This is a genomic window from Rhodococcus sp. MEB032, from assembly GCF_030208925.1.
GTDB lineage: Bacteria > Actinomycetota > Actinomycetes > Mycobacteriales > Mycobacteriaceae > Rhodococcus_F > Rhodococcus_F qingshengii.
Window position 1 is genome coordinate 26,449 of sequence record NZ_JARVSY010000001.1, and the last position, 16,150, is coordinate 42,598.

General features: G+C 60.3%; 17 protein-coding genes. 12 read left to right on the forward strand and 5 right to left on the reverse strand.

The window, feature by feature from the left end:
- Positions 1 to 161 precede the first annotated feature (161 nt).
- Positions 162 to 800, forward strand: coding sequence for a PAS and ANTAR domain-containing protein (locus QRN54_RS00150; protein ID WP_037132380.1), 639 nt, complete (start codon positions 162 to 164; stop codon positions 798 to 800).
- A 139-nt stretch (positions 801 to 939) separates the two neighbouring features.
- On the opposite strand, the gene QRN54_RS00155 is transcribed toward QRN54_RS00150, so the two are convergent.
- The gene (locus QRN54_RS00155) at positions 940 to 1,086 is read right to left on the reverse strand and encodes a hypothetical protein (RefSeq protein ID WP_003945804.1); all 147 of its coding nucleotides are present in this window, start codon (positions 1,084 to 1,086) and stop codon (positions 940 to 942) included.
- A 181-nt stretch (positions 1,087 to 1,267) separates the two neighbouring features.
- Here QRN54_RS00155 and QRN54_RS00160 point away from each other — a divergent pair, with 181 nt between their 5' ends.
- The 4 genes from QRN54_RS00160 (at position 1,268) to QRN54_RS00175 (ending at position 4,503) form a co-directional block, all read left to right on the forward strand.
- On the forward strand, positions 1,268 to 2,455 hold the full coding sequence (locus QRN54_RS00160; RefSeq protein WP_064688498.1) for a zinc-dependent alcohol dehydrogenase: 1,188 nt from the start codon (positions 1,268 to 1,270) through the stop codon (positions 2,453 to 2,455).
- 114 nt (positions 2,456 to 2,569) lie between these two features.
- Positions 2,570 to 3,097, forward strand: a complete 528-nt coding sequence (locus QRN54_RS00165; protein ID WP_285181409.1) for an SRPBCC family protein — start codon at positions 2,570 to 2,572, stop codon at positions 3,095 to 3,097.
- A 51-nt stretch (positions 3,098 to 3,148) separates the two neighbouring features.
- The gene (locus tag QRN54_RS00170; protein WP_007734655.1) at positions 3,149 to 3,736 is read left to right on the forward strand and encodes a TetR/AcrR family transcriptional regulator; all 588 of its coding nucleotides are present in this window, start codon (positions 3,149 to 3,151) and stop codon (positions 3,734 to 3,736) included.
- Positions 3,733 to 4,503 (forward strand): glucose 1-dehydrogenase, encoded by a 771-nt coding sequence (locus QRN54_RS00175; RefSeq protein ID WP_003945779.1) that lies wholly within the window; start codon positions 3,733 to 3,735, stop codon positions 4,501 to 4,503. The genes QRN54_RS00170 and QRN54_RS00175 overlap by 4 nt, the downstream gene beginning before the upstream one ends.
- Positions 4,504 to 4,547: 44 nt before the next feature.
- On the opposite strand, the gene QRN54_RS00180 is transcribed toward QRN54_RS00175, so the two are convergent.
- Entirely contained in the window at positions 4,548 to 5,033 is a 486-nt protein-coding gene (locus QRN54_RS00180; protein WP_285181410.1) for an RNA polymerase subunit sigma, read from the reverse strand.
- Between the two features lie 384 nt (positions 5,034 to 5,417).
- Here QRN54_RS00180 and QRN54_RS00185 point away from each other — a divergent pair, with 384 nt between their 5' ends.
- The 3 genes from QRN54_RS00185 to QRN54_RS00195 all read left to right on the forward strand — a co-directional run bounded on the left by QRN54_RS00185 (position 5,418) and on the right by QRN54_RS00195 (position 10,240).
- Positions 5,418 to 6,305 carry a class I SAM-dependent methyltransferase gene (locus tag QRN54_RS00185; protein ID WP_285181411.1) on the forward strand — a complete coding sequence of 296 codons (888 nt, stop codon included), beginning with the start codon at positions 5,418 to 5,420 and terminating at the stop codon, positions 6,303 to 6,305.
- Between the two features lie 184 nt (positions 6,306 to 6,489).
- Positions 6,490 to 7,896 (forward strand): serine hydrolase, encoded by a 1,407-nt coding sequence (locus QRN54_RS00190; RefSeq protein ID WP_285181412.1) that lies wholly within the window; start codon positions 6,490 to 6,492, stop codon positions 7,894 to 7,896.
- A 1,165-nt stretch (positions 7,897 to 9,061) separates the two neighbouring features.
- Positions 9,062 to 10,240: a carboxylate-amine ligase gene (locus tag QRN54_RS00195; RefSeq protein WP_165639138.1), complete on the forward strand. Its 1,179-nt coding sequence runs from the start codon at positions 9,062 to 9,064 to the stop codon at positions 10,238 to 10,240.
- On the opposite strand, the gene QRN54_RS00200 is transcribed toward QRN54_RS00195, so the two are convergent.
- Positions 10,234 to 10,389, reverse strand: a complete 156-nt coding sequence (locus tag QRN54_RS00200; RefSeq protein WP_003945912.1) for a DUF6131 family protein — start codon at positions 10,387 to 10,389, stop codon at positions 10,234 to 10,236. The two genes, QRN54_RS00195 and QRN54_RS00200, sit on opposite strands and share 7 nt — an antisense overlap.
- Before the next feature lie 145 nt (positions 10,390 to 10,534).
- On the opposite strand from QRN54_RS00200, the gene QRN54_RS00205 reads away from it, so the two are divergent.
- The 3 genes from QRN54_RS00205 (at position 10,535) to QRN54_RS00215 (ending at position 13,134) form a co-directional block, all read left to right on the forward strand.
- Entirely contained in the window at positions 10,535 to 10,738 is a 204-nt protein-coding gene (locus tag QRN54_RS00205; protein ID WP_003945456.1) for a hypothetical protein, read from the forward strand.
- A gap of 77 nt (positions 10,739 to 10,815) precedes the next feature.
- Positions 10,816 to 11,898 carry a M48 family metallopeptidase gene (locus tag QRN54_RS00210; RefSeq protein ID WP_042452503.1) on the forward strand — a complete coding sequence of 361 codons (1,083 nt, stop codon included), beginning with the start codon at positions 10,816 to 10,818 and terminating at the stop codon, positions 11,896 to 11,898.
- Positions 11,899 to 12,099: 201 nt separating this feature from the next.
- The gene (locus QRN54_RS00215; RefSeq protein WP_285181413.1) at positions 12,100 to 13,134 is read left to right on the forward strand and encodes a baeRF2 domain-containing protein; all 1,035 of its coding nucleotides are present in this window, start codon (positions 12,100 to 12,102) and stop codon (positions 13,132 to 13,134) included.
- Positions 13,135 to 13,174: 40 nt separating this feature from the next.
- On the opposite strand, the gene QRN54_RS00220 is transcribed toward QRN54_RS00215, so the two are convergent.
- Both QRN54_RS00220 and QRN54_RS00225 read right to left on the reverse strand, forming a co-directional pair.
- A complete protein-coding gene (locus tag QRN54_RS00220; RefSeq protein ID WP_003945525.1) occupies positions 13,175 to 14,341 on the reverse strand; it encodes a MinD/ParA family ATP-binding protein in 1,167 nt (388 codons plus the stop codon).
- Positions 14,342 to 14,650: 309 nt separating this feature from the next.
- Positions 14,651 to 15,358 carry a hypothetical protein gene (locus QRN54_RS00225; RefSeq protein ID WP_003945876.1) on the reverse strand — a complete coding sequence of 236 codons (708 nt, stop codon included), beginning with the start codon at positions 15,356 to 15,358 and terminating at the stop codon, positions 14,651 to 14,653.
- 220 nt (positions 15,359 to 15,578) lie between these two features.
- Between QRN54_RS00225 and QRN54_RS00230 the strand changes: the two genes are divergently transcribed.
- A complete protein-coding gene (locus tag QRN54_RS00230) occupies positions 15,579 to 16,109 on the forward strand; it encodes a hypothetical protein (RefSeq protein WP_007734626.1) in 531 nt (176 codons plus the stop codon).
- Positions 16,110 to 16,150: the final 41 nt, after the last annotated feature.

Genomic DNA, 16,150 nt, shown 5'->3' on the forward strand with positions numbered 1-16,150 from the left:
CTGTCGCCAAGTACTCTGAGGGCCGGTTTCCCCGACCCATGCGGTAGCGATCCAGACGATGCTCCGAAATATGGGACCGACACCACCTCCGCCGGATTTGTCCGATATAACTAACTGGCGAGTACGCCGGTTGGGACGAGGTCGAGAACGAGGGGGCGTGTGTGGTGAACGAGGACGGGTTGGGGCGAACGTCAGGATCGGGGGCTCCACACCGGGTGGGCGGCTTTCTCTATCACCGCAACGGCGATCGGTGGGAGTGGTCGGACGAAGTTGCACGGATTCACGGATACGAACCCGACCAAGTAGCTCCGACGACAGAATTGATGCTCTCGCACAAGCATCCCGACGACCGAAGACACGTTGCTCAAACACTGCACGCCATCCGCACTTCAGGCGGACCGTTCAGCAGCCGCCACCGCATCATCGACACTGCAGGGGACACTCACTCGGTAATCGTCGTCGGCGACAGCGTCGTGGACGAGTCGGGTGCCGTGGTCGGCAGCTCAGGCTTCTACATCGACGTCACCGAAACCCTCGACAGTACGGTGAAAGCGTCTGTCGACGTGCTGGTCAACGAAATCACCGCTTCTCGCGGAGTAATCGAGCAAGCCAAAGGCATGCTCATGGTGATCTACGGCATTTCGGCCGATCGCGCCTTCGACATCCTCGTGTGGCGTTCTCAAGAGACCAACGTGAAACTCCGGGATGTTGCCGAACAGTTGATAGTTCGAACGCTTGACGACTTCCGGGTCCCGACACTACTGCGGACCCGATTCGATCACGTGCTGTTACAGGGTTGAATGACAACAGGGTTGAGGGATCTGCTTAAGGCGGTTCCCGTGGCTGGCTGCTCAACCTCGAAGAACCTCGCCCGCATTGATTCCGGGACGGTCCGATGCGGCCTATCCCCGTTGTTACCCAACGCGGAGTAAAAGGAAACTACTCGTCGTCAGACTTCTCGTCGGAGGTCTCCTCGACCAGTTCAGGCGCCTGTTCTCGCGTTGCCATTCCGCCGTCGCCGCCCTTGTCCACGGGTCCTGGGTGCCCGCCCTTGGGCGACTGGTCGTTGTCGTCTTTGTCGGTCATGCGATCGTCCTCATCATCTCGTCGTCTCGGTCCTGGAGCCGGCGCAAAGAGACCGGGACCCAGCTCCATCTCAATCTAACGCGCTCAGGACTTCTCGCAACCCTCACCGATTTTGTTTGCATTTCAGTGCTTTCGGGCAGGTGACTGCGAACAGCATTTCCACGATGAGAGGTCGATCCCAGTGCGCGCAGTGACTTGGCAAGGCAAACGGAAAGTAAGCGTCGATACGGTTCCGGACCCGAAGATCGTCGAACCCACCGACGCAATCATCAAGGTCACCACGACGAATATCTGCGGATCCGATCTGCACCTGTACGAGACTCTGGGTGCGTTCATGAATGCCGGCGACATTCTCGGCCATGAACCGATGGGAATCGTCGAAGAAGTCGGTTCGGAAGTCACGAATCTCGAGATAGGTGACCGCGTCGTGATTCCGTTCCAGATCTCGTGTGGCAACTGTTTCATGTGCGATTCGAGCCTCTACACACAGTGCGAGACGACGCAGGTCCGCGATCAGGGAACGGGCGCAGCATTGTTCGGCTTCTCCGAGCTCTACGGCTCGGTGCCCGGCGGGCAGGCTGAGTACCTCCGAGTACCGCAAGCACATTTCACACACATCAAAGTTCCCGAAGGTCCCGCGGATTCGCGATTCGTCTACCTCTCCGACGTGCTCCCCACCGCTTGGCAGTCGGTCGAATACGCCGACATTCCGCCGGGTGGGTCCGTGACAATCCTCGGCCTCGGACCGATCGGTGACATGGCGGCTCGTATCGCCCACCACAAGGGGTTTCGAGTAATCGGTGTGGACCGTGTACCCGAACGCCTTGCGCGCCTTGCCGAACGCGGTATCGAGACCCTCAACCTGGACGACTACGGCAGCAAGATCGGCGATGCCATCAGAGACGCGACAAACGGCCGCGGAACCGATTCGGTGATCGACGCTGTCGGTATGGAAGCGCACGGGTCTCCGATCGGAAAGCTCGCGCAGCAGTTCGTCGGACTCCTTCCCGATGCTCTTGCCGCGCCTGCGATGCGTAACGCAGGAATCGATCGCCTTGGCGCTGTCTATTCGGCCATCGACATCGTTCGGCGCGGCGGAACCATTTCTTTGATCGGTGTCTACGGCGGAATGGTCGATCCGCTGCCGCTGATGACCATGTTCGACAAGCAGATTCAGCTCAGGATGGGCCAGGCGAACGTCAAGAAGTGGGTAGAGGACATCATGCCCCTGCTCACTGACGACGACCCACTCGGCGTCGACACCTTTTCCACCCATCAGCTGCCGCTCGATGAGGCGCCACACGCCTACGAGATCTTCCAGAAGAAGCAGGAAGGCGCGGTCAAGATCCAACTGAAACCGCACCTGTAGTTCAACGCCGATCAGTTCGACGGTTCATCCGCCACGTCCGCATCTTGTTCGCGAAACCACCGATCGTCATACTCACACCTCACACACGCTCGACAGAAAGAACCTGAAACCGAAATGGCTCGCGAACTTACCGTCTCCGACAGCATCGTCGTCAGCTCCCACGCGCTTTCCCTCTACGAGGTCATCAGCGATCCCACTCGTATGGGTGCCTGGAGTCCCGAAAACATAGGCGCAACCTTGCGGGGAGACCGCGAAAGCGCTTTCCTGGGCATGGAGTTCGACGGGCACAACAAGCGTGGGCGCGCGCAGTGGACCACGCGATGCACAGTCACCGCTGCCGAGGCCGGGAAGCTCTTCGAATTCCGTGTTCACAAGATCGGCCTCGGTACTCCCCGGATCCCCGCCTCTATCGCAACCTGGCAGTACCGATTCTCGCCGGTGCCCGACGGAACCCGAGTTACCGAAACGTGGACCGACGACAGGCGCGGCTGGCCGGACTTCACCGCCGACATGTTCGACAAAATTGCCACCGGAGGAAAGACCTTCGCCGACTTTCAGCGCGGCAACATCCGCAAGACGCTCCTGAACCTCAAGAACGCAGTTGAGCAGGAGGTTTCCGGAATCGAAGGTAACGTCGGCTGACCGGCCGACACCATTTGTGGCAGTTTCTGCCACTTTTGGTACAGTGCGGATATGGCAACAGCCCGCCGCACTGCACTACTTCTCCGCGTCTCGCAGAGTTGTGCTGCCGCTTTCGTCGAACGCGGCGACACTTCGACGACCATCGCGGAGCTCGCCGAGCGGGCAGAAATCTCCGAGCGAACGTTCTACCGTTGCTTCGCCACCAAAGAGGAGAGCATCTGGCCGATGCTCGACGAGGGAAACCGCAGTCTGGCCACGGCACTCAGCGCGCAAGCCCGCGAATTCGGGCTCGCAGCGGCTGTGAAGAATGCCTTTATCGCATCGGTCGGCGAGTCCTTCGAGCCGATGACCCGATCACTGATGCCCATCATCTTCGGTGATGCGGCACTCCGGAGAGTTTGGGAATCAGCAACTTTCGAGACGATGGAACTGATTCGCCCAGAAGTCGCACGCCTGATCGACCGTCCGGAAACCTCGCTCGACACCACAGCGGCTTCGGGCCAGGCAACACTTGCGGTAGTCGCCGCACTGCGTGAGATGGCAGACCTCCGGACGCCCGCACCCGAGGCCATCACCCGCGCGCTCGGGGCGTTCTCGAAGCCATATCTCGCAACACCAACAGGTAAGGAACAATCATGACTCAGGATCTCTCCGGAAAAATCGTTCTCGTCACCGGCGGCGCACGCGGCCTGGGCGAGGCGTTTGCCCGCGGCATCGTCGCGGGCAACGGCCGCGTCGTCATCGGCGACCTACTCGACGACGACGGTCGAGCAGTGGCCGAATCTCTCGGCGACGCAGCGCGTTACGTTCACCTCGACGTCACCGATCCAGCGTCTTGGAAGTCCGCCGCCGAGTACGCGGTATCCGAGTTCGGCGCGATCAACGGTTTGGTCAACAACGCCGGAATCTCGGCGTCCGGCCAGACAGTCGCCGAGGAACCACTCGAGACGTTCCAGCGCATCATCCAGATCAACCTGGTGTCCGTGCACACCGGTATCCACACGGTGGTGCCGTTCATGAAGGCAGCCGGCGGCGGATCCATCGTGAACATCTCCTCGGCCGCCGGCCTGATGGGCATGGCCCTGACCAGCGGTTACGGCGCAGCCAAGTGGGGCGTGCGTGGGCTGAGCAAGATCGCCGCCGTCGAACTCGGCCGCGACAAGATCCGGGTCAACTCGGTTCACCCCGGCATGGTCCTGACGCCCATGACTGCACCGACGGGTATCAGCCTCGAAGAGGGCGCATTCCCCAACAATCCGTATCGCCGTGTCGGTCGCCCGGAGGAGTTGGTCGGCGCGGTCACCTACCTGCTTTCCGACGATGCCTCGTACACAACGGGTTCCGAGATCGCCGTCGACGGCGGTTGGACTGCCGGCCCGTCGATCGAATACATCGCCGGCCAGTAAGGCAGGGATCCGTTCCCGCCCGAATCTGCGCATTCCGAACGCCCTCAGGTGAATACCAAACTCTCTCTGATTGCATTCGGAGAAGACAACTTTCGCAGTCGCTGCAGCGCCCGATGCAGGTTGAGTGACTCCTCGTCTGTCGTACGGGCAAGCGACGTTGCGGTCGCCTTTGTATCGAGCCCGACGATCAGCCGCAACACCAGGACATCGCGTTCGACAACCGGGAGCGTTGTCGGAGGCGGGAGCGATCCACCGCTGAACCCGTCGGATGCCGCCCGAGCAATCGCGATGCTTGTACTCGCGTACAGCACGCGTAGAAAAGGCTGATACGTCTCCGATCCGTCGCACACTGCCGTGAGAACGGCGACGCACGCGGCATCCGCGGCGGAATCGGAAACGGCCTGATCAAGCTCGGCGCGGCACCGCAGCACAACCATCGGACGAAACGCCGCATACAAACTGGCCATGGACTCACGGCTACCGCTCCGCGCCGCGGCGGCCAATACATCCAGCGAGCCTTCCTGCAACATGGGCTCACATCTCTCTTTCTCGACGGGACATTCGTTGTGCGGTCCGAGAGATCAACTGGAACCGAACGGTCCCACGAAGTGGTTCCGGCGGATGGTCATGCCACGATCAATCCCCTGCCCGAAGGATTCTCGAGGCTCTCTCTCAGCCCTGAGGCACACCCCAGTGAAGTCCTGCATCCTTGCCGCTCACTGGCACTGACCTGGCAAATTCCTGGCAGGATGCTGATTCGAACCGAACGCCTTGCACTGCAGAATTTTTCGATCCGGTCAGCGTGTATTTGCTGCTCCAAGTCCGACCGTTCCGTTCCAGGCGACGAGGGGTCACACGGGCGTAGGGTCGAGAGAGTTCGGCTCAGTCGTCAAGAGCGGAAGGACACCCAGACAATGCGGAGCGATGGAGATACGTGGGACATCGTCAGTAGCGTCGGACTTACCGCGCTGGCAGTGGCAACGTTCCGAGCACTGGAGAGCACCCGTCCGGACGCGATCATCGAAGACAAGTTCGCATCGTGGTTCGTAGAAGCTGCAGCCGAGCCGCATTTCACAGCTCTTCTGAAAGATCCCACGCTCCTCGAGGACACCCCCTTCGGCGGTTTCATGGGGTTGCGAACCAGGTTCTTCGACGAATTCTTCTCGTCGTCAACCGAATCCGGAGTAAGGCAGGCGGTAATCGTTGCAGCAGGGTTGGATTCGCGTGCGTACCGGCTGGATTGGAGCTCAGGATCGACGGTATTCGAAGTGGATCAGCCAAAGGTGCTGGAGTTCAAAGCCGAAGTGCTCGCTGCGCACGACGCCCAGCCGAAGACCGATAGACGCACTGTGGCTACTGATCTGCGAAACGACTGGCCGGCCGCACTCGAAGAGGCTGGTTTCGACCCGAACGAACCCACGGCCTGGTCGGCGGAAGGCCTGCTCGCCTATCTCCCCGGCCCGGCCCACGACGCCCTGTTCGAGCGGATCGACGAACTCTCGGCCACAGGTAGTCGCTTGGCGGTGAACGACTTTCCGGCGGGAACCGACCCGAGCAAGCTTGCGGCCATCAGATCCAAGTACTTCGCCAAGGACCCGTTCGGAGACCTGGACATTTCGCAACTGTTCTACAGCGACAAGCGATCCGATCCGGGCCAGTGGTTGGCTGAACACAATTGGACTGTCCGACGCTTCAGCTCGGTCGAGTTGGCAGAACTGTACGATCGTCGGATCCCCGAACTCCCCGAAGAAATCGCAGCGCTGTCAACGCAACCGTCCTTTTTGGCCGCGACCAAGAACTAGCTCTCGCAGTCATCACGAAAGTTCTTCGAGTGCAGACTTTCTCCCATTTGTCCAGCGGCAAGGCGCGTGTCACCACTACAAGTGGTTGACGGTACTCCAGGATGAAGCGATTCGGTACCTCAGGCTGAGTATGTCTACACCTTAGACGGACGCGCGCCGAAGAAGATGCTGATGAAATAGGTCCATGAATCTCGAACACACACGCAGGAAAGGCCGCCCGCTCGCGCTGGTAGCACTTGCCTCCGCAGCGGTATTCGCCCTCGCCGCATGTACTTCCGGGACTGATTCCGCACAAACCTCTGAAAACAGCACAAAGACCTCCCCCACCGCGGCACCCGCTACGGTCACGATCCCTGACAGCTCCGTCGGCAAGCAGATCACCTGGCTTCTCAGTGCGTTCAACACGAGCACGCCGTTGCCCCAGGAAGAAATCGCCGAACACTTCGGGCCCACTGCACCCGTAGTCCTGACACCTCCGGACTTCGACTCCATCCGAGCCGGACAGCCTTGGACAACAGTGAATTACAAGGGAGGCGACTCCGACGGCACAGTTTCCATCACCAGCACCACCGGCGGTGCGTTCGACGTCAACGTCGTCGTCGACGGCAACGGGCTGATCCTCGGAATGGCGATCACACCGACCAAGGACGTTCATGTGCCGGCCGCATCTTGGCAAGAACTCGAGGCAGCTGTCAAAGCGCTTCCCGCGCCGACCAATCTGACCGTCACCGAGGTCACCGAAGGAAAGAACGCCGAAGTCTTCAATGTCGGCGACACCTCACCACAGCCCACAGGGTCAACGATCAAGCTGTACGTTCTCGGCGCGGTCGCGACGGCCGTCCAGAACGGGACACTCTCCTGGGATCAGAAGCTCACCATCACCGACGACCTCAAATCGATGCCCGGCGGGACCATGCAGGACCTGCCATCGGGAACTGGAGTCACGGTCCGAGATACCGCCGGCAAGATGATCTCGATCAGCGACAACACCGCCACCGACATGCTGATCGCTGCTGTCGGGCGCGAGCAGGTAGAAGCCGAATTCGCCCCGATGGGCATGGCAAATCCTTCGCTCAACATCCCGCTCAAGCCGACTCGCGCACTGTTCCAACTCGGCTGGGATGGCCAAGGCGCACAACGTATCGCTTGGCGCGACGGAACTCCGGACGAGCGTCGAGCGATACTCGCGGCACTACCTGGCGGCCTGGTGGACATCCCGGCGTCAGCATTCACCACCCCCGCATGGCCTTTCGACATCGATTGGTTCGCCTCGCCTGCCGACCTGCGTGCCGCGTTGGTCACGTTGCAAGAGAAGGCGAAGACCGAGAGCGGCGCACCGGTTCGAGACATTCTCGCCGAGGATCCGGCGCTCAGTGACGAGTCCGCGAAATGGTTCACTTACGGCGGATTCAAGGGCGGCAGTTCCATCGGGGTCCTCGCGGGTGCCTATTACGTGGAACACGACGATCGTGCCTGGGTTGTCACCATGCAAACTCATGGTGACGACGCTGCACTGGTTGCCGACCCGGCTCTGTACTTCGATCCGGTCGACGACGCGATGCTCTTGATCCAGACGGATGCAACCAGTTAGTGCCCAGTGGCGGGCCGAAACCACGCACGCCGATTCATTGCCTTCGCCGATGAAGGCGCCGGATACAGAGAAGCCGCTGCACATCCAGTGTCATCCGGATGCACAGCGGCTTCGCTAAGTCTTAGCCCGTGGGGGGCTCGGTCTCGTCCGACGAGAATCCGTCGAAGAATGCGATGACCTTCTGAAGAAGTGCCGCGATGTCGAAATCTTCCAAGCTACCCATTGCGTTCGTCCTTTCGTTTAACACTGAGGATGAAACGTGCATCTTGCAATTTCCAATGTAAAGCATGAAAAGCATTATTTCTCGACCGCGCGACACTTCGGTCGCAAATATGTCACTCAGCAAGATATGAGCAAATCACCGGAAATAACAGCTCCCACCCGCAATATTTCAGTCTTCTGCAACCCGCTGAATTCCCCAATTAGCAAGTGGGTAAATCTTGAGAAAAATTTCCCGGCGCGTCGATCACGAAAGATATTCCTGGTGAAACTCTCAATCCAAGAACACAAAGGCAGAGGAAGCTCCGACACAGATGACACGCAGTTTTGCCCGCCTTCAAGAGTCGTCATCCACGCACATAGTGGACATTCGTCTGCGATAACGAACCGGTAGCAACACAATCCCAGGCACTTTCTCCCATCTTCTGACTTTTACCCATGACCACTGAAGATTTGCGCTGGTGAAACGCAATACCAGTTCGAAAGTTCCACAACTTCTCCGGATGCTGTGCACGCGATTAACTGATCAAATATCTGTTGACTCACCGAACCCACACACTCCGCCAGAACGTCACATCCGAATGCTGGACGTTAGTTTAGATGGGTTCGTAATTCTCGGGATCTGCTCGATAACGGCGGCCCCACGGATAAACCGAGACTGCACCACCGCAGGCCGCCAGGTCATGATCCGCGACTCGGCGAAGGGCGTGCGGACAAGTCCACACGAGGGTGAAATAGGGGGTGAGACATGCCTTGGGGTCTCGTTTTACCGAGTCCGACACAGTACGTTTTCCCAGGCACGCCAGTCCCCAGATTCATACGGTGTGCAAGGACTCGTTGACGCTTCCGAGATGTTGGCAAGGCCGACCACAGGCCCCGTTCTCCCGACGAGAACGGGGCTTCCTCGGGTCGGTTTCCGCCTTCGACCGACCGGGTAGACGCGAGCATGGGCGCCACCTGCTCGACCGAATCCACCGCTGGCCGCCACGAATCGACGACCCCGACCGTCGGCGTCGAAGAAGAATTCATCCTCGTCGACCCGACCTCCTGGTTGCCGTCCACCGACAATGCTGCGGTTGCGGAAACCGCGTCGACACTGGGTTTGGATCTTCAGCTCGAGTTGTCCCGCTGCCAAGTCGAGACCAACTCTCCCGTGTGCCATGGCATCGACGAACTCCGAACCCACTTGACCGACATGCGTCGGCTCGCGGCAAAAGCTGCCGAGTTGAACGGCTGCAGGCTGTTGGCCGTCGGCGCACCGCTTTCGGGGCCTTCGCGTTTCGAGATCAGCGACTCGCCTCGTTACCGCCGGATGGGCGAACGCTTCGGCGCCCTCGCTGCCGAACAAAGCATCTGCGGTTGCCACATACATGTGGGCGTCGCTGATCAAGTACAGGCCGTGCAGGTCTGCAATCACGTGCGCATCTGGTTGCCCGCCTTGTTGGCACTGAGCGCCAATTCCCGTGTCCACCAAGGAGTCGACACCGACTTCGCGAGTTGGCGGGCGATCCAATGGTCCAGGTGGCCAGTCGCCGGGCCGCCGCCGTACTTCGAGACCACCGGGGACTTCGACACCGCGGTTGCGAAGATGGTGGATTGCGGCGTGATGCTCGACAAGCGGATGGCCTACTGGGATATCCGACCTTCCTGCCACCTACCGACCGTCGAGATCCGAGTCTGCGACGTTCAGCCGACAGCAGAGGACACAGCGCTACTTGCAACCCTTGGACGGGCTCTGGTGGCAACTGCGTTACGCGCGATAGACCGGGGCATCGAGGCTCCGAACATTTCCCTCGAGAGCCTCCGCCTCGCAACCTGGGTGTCCGCGAAGGAAGGCGCCCTGGGAGCGTCGATCGATCCGATTACCTCACAAAGAATTTCAGCCACCGAACTGTTGCACCGGCTCCTGATCCATGTCCGTGACTCCCTCGACGAGGGAGGCGAGTACGCGAGCGTGGAGTCGGCGCTGCAGCTCAAGTCAGTCACAGGCAACGGCAGCGACTGGCAACAGCGAACGCTGCGCCAGGTCTGCCTTCGGGAACTGATTGCGCGTGCCGTTCAGCGCACCGTACCGACCGCGCCGACTGGCACGGATACGCACGACGAGCCGACAACGGATCAGTAGTAATGCCGCCGACCACCGATGGCGTGCCCGGCCGCGCCCAGCGCGTACAGGATGATTCCGATCACCAGCAAGACGACACCAATCGTCCACAGGATCGGAATGTTCACCACGAAACCGATTATCAGCAGGATCACGCCGAGGATGATCATCACAAGCTCCTTCAGTGCGTTCACTCGGGCGGATACGCCCGCCTCGAGCCGCATACACCGCGGATACCCGTCGGCAGAGCGTTTCATACCCACTCTGACCGGGTATTTCGCTGGGCACCATAATATTTGAAGAATCGAGCCCGCCATGATGAGAATTGTGACTCTGATCGTTCTGATCTGGCTGATAGTCGGGGCCGTCGCGGCCGGCCAACGCGGCTACTACAGCAGTTCGCCGACCAACTGCGCCGGCGTCGGGACCATCGCGCTCACGGTCATCGCGGGTCCGCTGAACTACTTCGGCGTCAACCCCAAAGTCACCGATTGCACGCTCCCCCAGCCCACCGAGTGAGCTGCCGGAAATCCACGCTAAACCGACTAGTCGTTACCCTGGAGGTGAGTCGACACACATCGAAGTGAGGGGCCACCATGACCACTGCACCAGATCGCACCCGAATCGAGTTCCCGGACATCAGCTCGCGTGCGTGGGAACACCCAGCCGATCGGGCTGCATTGGTGACGCTCCGGACGCTTCGGGGGTTCGACACTGTCCTGCGGACGCTGTCCGGACTGCTCCAAGAACGTCAGCACCGCCTCATGTACCTCGCCACGTCGGTGCGAGTCGACGAACGCCAGTTCAGCGACCTGAACGATCTGCGCCGTGACTGCGTCGACATCCTGCAGGCCGACGAGACACCCGAGCTGTTCGTACTCCAGACCCCGATGGTCAACGCCTTCACCATCGGCATGGACAAGCCGTTCATGGTGGTCACTACCGGCCTATTGGACGTGATGAACTACGAGGAACAGCGGTTCATCATCGGCCACGAACTTGGCCACGCGCTGTCCGGTCATGCTGTGTATCGGACCATCCTGATGCATTTGATGCGACTGGCCGGAACCATCGGATGGCTGCCCGTCGGCGGGTGGGCATTGCGCGCGATCATCGCCGCCCTCATGGAATGGCAGCGCAAGTCAGAACTGTCCGGTGATCGTGCCGGACTGTTGTGCGGGCAGGACGTACACACCGCGATTCGCGTCCAGATGAAATTGGCGGGCGGATCCCGAGTCAGTGAAATCGACATCGACGCGTTTCTTGCCCAGGCCGCCGAGTACGACGCCAGCGGCGACCTCCGCGACGGTGTACTCAAGCTCCTCAACATCGAACTGCTCTCTCACCCGTTCTCGGTGCTTCGCGCCGCCGAGCTCAAGAAGTGGGTGGACAGCGGAGACTACGCCGCGATTCTGCGCGGAAACTACCCCCGTCGCGGCGATGACGACGGAGCGAAGATCAGCGACGAGTTCAAGAATGCAGCCAAGACCTACAAGCAGAACTTCGACGAGTCGGAGGACCCTTTGATCCGCATGGTGCGCGACATCGGTAGCGGATTGGGCGGTGCGGTGGGCGCCGTGGGGAATGGCGTCGGCGATGTAGCGTCGGACATCAAGGAACGATTCACCCACTGGCGCAAGAGTTCCGACAGGTCGAAGGGCACTGACGACGCCGAGTAAGCAGAATCGGGACCTGCCACCGAAGGCAGTCGGCGGCAGGTCCCGGGCTCTTGGCGTGAAGGTGATGCAGGCTTCCCTCTGCACCACCCTCACGTTCACAGACAGTACCAGCAGTCGAACAAACGTGCGAACTGAAAGCGGTCGTGTCGAATCACCGGTTGTCGGGTACGCGGCATAGGACCACTACAGAAGGGAGCCGACATGCATGCTGGGCGACTGAAGAAGGTCGGTTCGAGTGACGGCCCGTTTGCCTCCGTGTACTTCGAAGACGTCCGTAACCGGGAAGATGCGCGCGAGCGCTTCGAACTCGAATGGCGCTCGATGCGCAATCAACTCACGAAACAGGGAGCATCGGAATCGCTGATCGCACGACTGGACGCGGTGAAGGACAACCATCACGGCATCTCAGGTCGCGCCGGGCGCGCGATCGTCGCCACTTCCGAGGCAGTGCTGATCGACGATATTCTGCTCGAACCTGCCGGCTCCACTATCGCGACCTTGGGCGAACTGCCCTACCTGATTCCACTGATCGCACACGGATACGACACCGAACCGTTCCTCATCGCCAAGGTCGACCACACTGGCGCGGACCTGTGCGTGCGCGATGCTCGCGGGCGTGACGTGTACGGCGAAACGGTAGACGGAGACGGCTTCCCGGTCCACAAGGCACACGTGGGCGGTCAGGAGCGATACACCGACAGCCAAAGCCTCGTGGAGGAGAATATCCGGAAGAACCTGACTCAGGCTGTGGAGCGCGCGGCGGCGCTCGCCCGTGAACACAAGGTCGCGCTGGTAGTTGTCATCGGAGAAGTACAATCCCGCAAAGCTTTTGCACAGCTTTTGCCGTCGACGCTACGGGTGGTGGACGTCGAAAAGGGTTCGCGTTCAGTCGGTTCGACACCCGCCGAGGTGTCCAAGTCGATTCGTGAACTGATCGACACGCAGCGACTGCGCAGAATGGATGTGGAAACCGAACGCTACGTCGCCGAGCAGGGCCGGGACTCCGGCCTCTCCATCGACGGGACCGCACGCGTCCTCGACGCCCTCGAACAGGGCAAGGTCGAGACGCTGCTGCTCACCGATCCTGACGACAAGGAAGTCACCAGTGGAGAGTTGATCGGGCCCGCCGATCGCGTACTCCCCTACATCGCAATCGGGACCGGCACCGAGTTGGTACAGATCGACGAACGCCTCGTTCTCGCCGACGGATACGGCGCGATACTTCGGCACCCTTGAACGCCGGAGCCTGCTGATCAGGTTCGGTGGCGAGCACGTTCTATCGAGAAGCGTGCTTGCCCACCGAGTCCGGGAAACCATCGGCAATTGCTGCGACGAGTTCCAGATATGCCCGTGCCGTGCGCTTGTTCAACAACTTCAAGTCGATCGGACCGCCTTCGCCCAGGTGATCGTCGTAGGGCAACGTCTTGACCGCTCGCACTCCACGCTGAGCGAAAACGTCCTCGAGTTGATCGAGGTCGAGCGAAGACGAACCCGGCCGCGTCGAATTGATCGCCACGACCGACCTGCTCACCAGATCTGCGTATCCGTGCTTGGTCAGCCAACTGAGCGTTGCTGCAGCACTACGGGCACCATCCTGAGCTGTCGGGCTGACGACAACCAAGGCATCTGCTTCGTCGAGAATTCCGTACATGGCCGAGTGCATGATTCCGGTGCCACAGTCGGTGATGACGATGTTGTAATGCACCTCGAGAATTCGGAGAGTATCGAGGTAGTCCTGCTCGTTGAACGACTCCGAAGTTTCCGGATCTGCCTCACTCGCAAGGATTTCGAGTCGGCTGTCGCCTTGCGAGGTGTAGTAACGAACATCGCTGTACGTACGAATGTCACCGTCGGCCAACAGATCACGAACGGTCAGGTGATGTTCACGTCGTTCGCGATCAGCCAGGGTCCCCAGGTCGGGATTGGCGTCGATGGCTACGATTCGATCCCCACGGATCGATGCGAACGTCGAACCGACAGTTTTGGCCGCCGTGGTTTTCCCCACTCCACCCTTGAGTGAGATGAAAGCAATCTTGTACACGCCGCGCACCGTTCGGTTGGCACGGCGCACGAGAGCCTGGTGTTCGAGTTCGGCAGCCGACTGCCCGGTGTTGATCCGACCCCCGGTGAGTTTGAACAACACACTGCCCAAACCGCGTTCGGGTGGACGCTTCGCCCGCTTGATGATGTCCAGGTCGTCGACGGAGGTCATAGGTCTGGGCGTCGAGGTCCGGAAATCGGTCGGCTCTTCACGACGTTGCTGGCGCATCCGCTGACTGGGCAACGGTTTTGCTGCAGGCTCGTCGAATTGTGGTGTGAAGGTGACGGTTCGAATCGACGTTGCATAGCCGTCGTCGGACGCGTCGAAATGGCCGTCGCCCTGAGTCGTTCCGGAGTTGTTCCCCAGGACTCCGTTATTCGAACCGTTGTTATCGCTGCGCACCGTTTTCCTAGGTCGAGTTCGGAATCATTTCGGACATAGCCTCTCGGACGCTATCACTCTGGCGGGCTTGCCGTTCTCTGCTCAATACCGTCGTGGCACAACAGACCGTTACACCCGCACTTCGATGACTTTGGTCCCCAAGCTTGTGCCGATCTCAGCAAATACGAACGTCGTAACGATATGCGGCACAGATATCTTCATCTGCCGCTAGAAACAGCCTTCCGCAATGTCAGGGCAAATCCCTTGATAACAAACGAGAAAAGGGAGGGCGATCGCCTCGGCGATCGCCCTCCCTTCATGGACAAGTGTTCAGCTGCTGCAGAATTCCGAACTACCGAGACTTCCGAAAATCGTCGACAGATCCACACTTCCGAACGAACTGCCCGTATCGCAGCCGTCGGCAGTGAGCGCGAAGTCGACACCGGTGACGTCATTCGTGCTCAGATTCACCGGAATTACTGCTGGATCGGCACCGCATCCGCTGCCGGGAACCACTTCTACGGAATAGCCGTCCTTGGCCGGCTTGTACTGAAAGAAGTAGTCACCGGAATCATCCGTCGTTGTCGTCGCGATTTGCGTGCCGGCATCGAGGAGATTCAACGTCACGTCAGACGCCCCGACCCCGTCGGCACCCGGACACCCAGTGACAGTTCCGACGATGCTGAACACCTTCACCAACTCGAAGTCGATCCCGGTCGCGTCGGACGTCGTCAGATCTACCGCCGTCCTGTCGGGTACGGATCCGCATCCAGCCGGCGAGTATGGACTGACCGTGTAATTGCCCGGAGGAACGTTCGTGATCGTGTATGCGCCACCCACCCCGACAGTGGCCGAGGATATCTGCGTCGAGCCATCCCATACGACCATCCATATCCCGACCGGATCGCCAGTATCGCTACACGAGTTGACAAGGGTGCCCGACACGGAGCGTGTGACCGGGTCCGCCGAGGCCACCGAAGACAGGAAGAGACCGAACGCACCCATCAGGGCGAATATCGCAAAGAATCGACGCCTCATGAAACTCTCCTATGTGTTTGCCCTGCCGTCGACCCGTTGCCGGCGACCAGAGCCAAGTCTGGCACCGGAAAATGACCGTCACGTTTGTTTCACCCGGTCCTCGGCAAAGTTTGGCGAATCGGACAAATCCCCCACCTAATGCGTTCGTCGGTCGGCCACCGAAACGATCCCGACCGATCACCTACTAAGCCCGGTAGTAGGCGCCTGTATCCTTTCGCGTATGACGCCGGGTCCGAAAGATGTCGCGCAGCTGCGCGGTGCTTTCGTGGGCGGCACCTCCGGCGCGGTTTCCGTCGCAGCCCACGCGCTCGGTGGCGGCGGCATGGCCCCGTCCGAAAGCGCTGTCGTGTTGCTGATCCTCGCCTGCGCGAGCGTCGGCGCGGTGGTCACGTCCATCGACACCCGTCGCTCCCCCGCGCTCTTGCTCGCCCTCATGCTCGCTGCGGGTCAGGCCATCGGTCACGCGACGTTGACCATCGCTTCGGATCATCAACACGGCCTGCTCCTGTCCCTTCCGATGCTCGCAGCACACATCGCTGCCGTCGGAGTGTGCGCAGTGCTGATCCGCGGCGCAGAACGCGGATACGTCGTGGCCGCATCGACGGTAGCGGCAATCGTCGCCGTTCTATTGCGCCCGTGGGCAGCTGAACCGTCGCCGTTCGCTGCACGTACTCGATACCGCGCCAAAGTTGTTCTACGTCAACTTCTCACCTCTGGCCTGGGCACTCGCGGCCCACCGGCATTCGTGTAACTCACCTCCCTTTTCCTTTCACGCACGTGATTACGTGCGCC

Bases quoted from the DNA above. Each gene is read 5' to 3' on its own strand.
- QRN54_RS00180 (WP_285181410.1), bottom strand. From the start codon at position 5,033: ATGTTGCAGGAAGGCTCGCTGGATGTATTGGCCGCCGCGGCGCGGAGC.
- QRN54_RS00225 (WP_003945876.1), bottom strand. From the start codon at position 15,358: ATGAGGCGTCGATTCTTTGCGATATTCGCCCTGATGGGTGCGTTCGGT.
- QRN54_RS00185 (WP_285181411.1), top strand. From the start codon at position 5,418: ATGCGGAGCGATGGAGATACGTGGGACATCGTCAGTAGCGTCGGACTT.
- QRN54_RS00205 (WP_003945456.1), top strand. From the start codon at position 10,535: ATGATGAGAATTGTGACTCTGATCGTTCTGATCTGGCTGATAGTCGGG.
- QRN54_RS00200 (WP_003945912.1), bottom strand. From the start codon at position 10,389: ATGATCATCCTCGGCGTGATCCTGCTGATAATCGGTTTCGTGGTGAAC.
- QRN54_RS00165 (WP_285181409.1), top strand. From the start codon at position 2,570: ATGGCTCGCGAACTTACCGTCTCCGACAGCATCGTCGTCAGCTCCCAC.
- QRN54_RS00170 (WP_007734655.1), top strand. From the start codon at position 3,149: ATGGCAACAGCCCGCCGCACTGCACTACTTCTCCGCGTCTCGCAGAGT.
- QRN54_RS00215 (WP_285181413.1), top strand. From the start codon at position 12,100: ATGCATGCTGGGCGACTGAAGAAGGTCGGTTCGAGTGACGGCCCGTTT.
- QRN54_RS00230 (WP_007734626.1), top strand. From the start codon at position 15,579: ATGACGCCGGGTCCGAAAGATGTCGCGCAGCTGCGCGGTGCTTTCGTG.
- QRN54_RS00175 (WP_003945779.1), top strand. From the start codon at position 3,733: ATGACTCAGGATCTCTCCGGAAAAATCGTTCTCGTCACCGGCGGCGCA.
- QRN54_RS00155 (WP_003945804.1), bottom strand. From the start codon at position 1,086: ATGACCGACAAAGACGACAACGACCAGTCGCCCAAGGGCGGGCACCCA.
- QRN54_RS00210 (WP_042452503.1), top strand. From the start codon at position 10,816: ATGACCACTGCACCAGATCGCACCCGAATCGAGTTCCCGGACATCAGC.
- QRN54_RS00195 (WP_165639138.1), top strand. From the start codon at position 9,062: ATGGGCGCCACCTGCTCGACCGAATCCACCGCTGGCCGCCACGAATCG.
- QRN54_RS00190 (WP_285181412.1), top strand. From the start codon at position 6,490: ATGAATCTCGAACACACACGCAGGAAAGGCCGCCCGCTCGCGCTGGTA.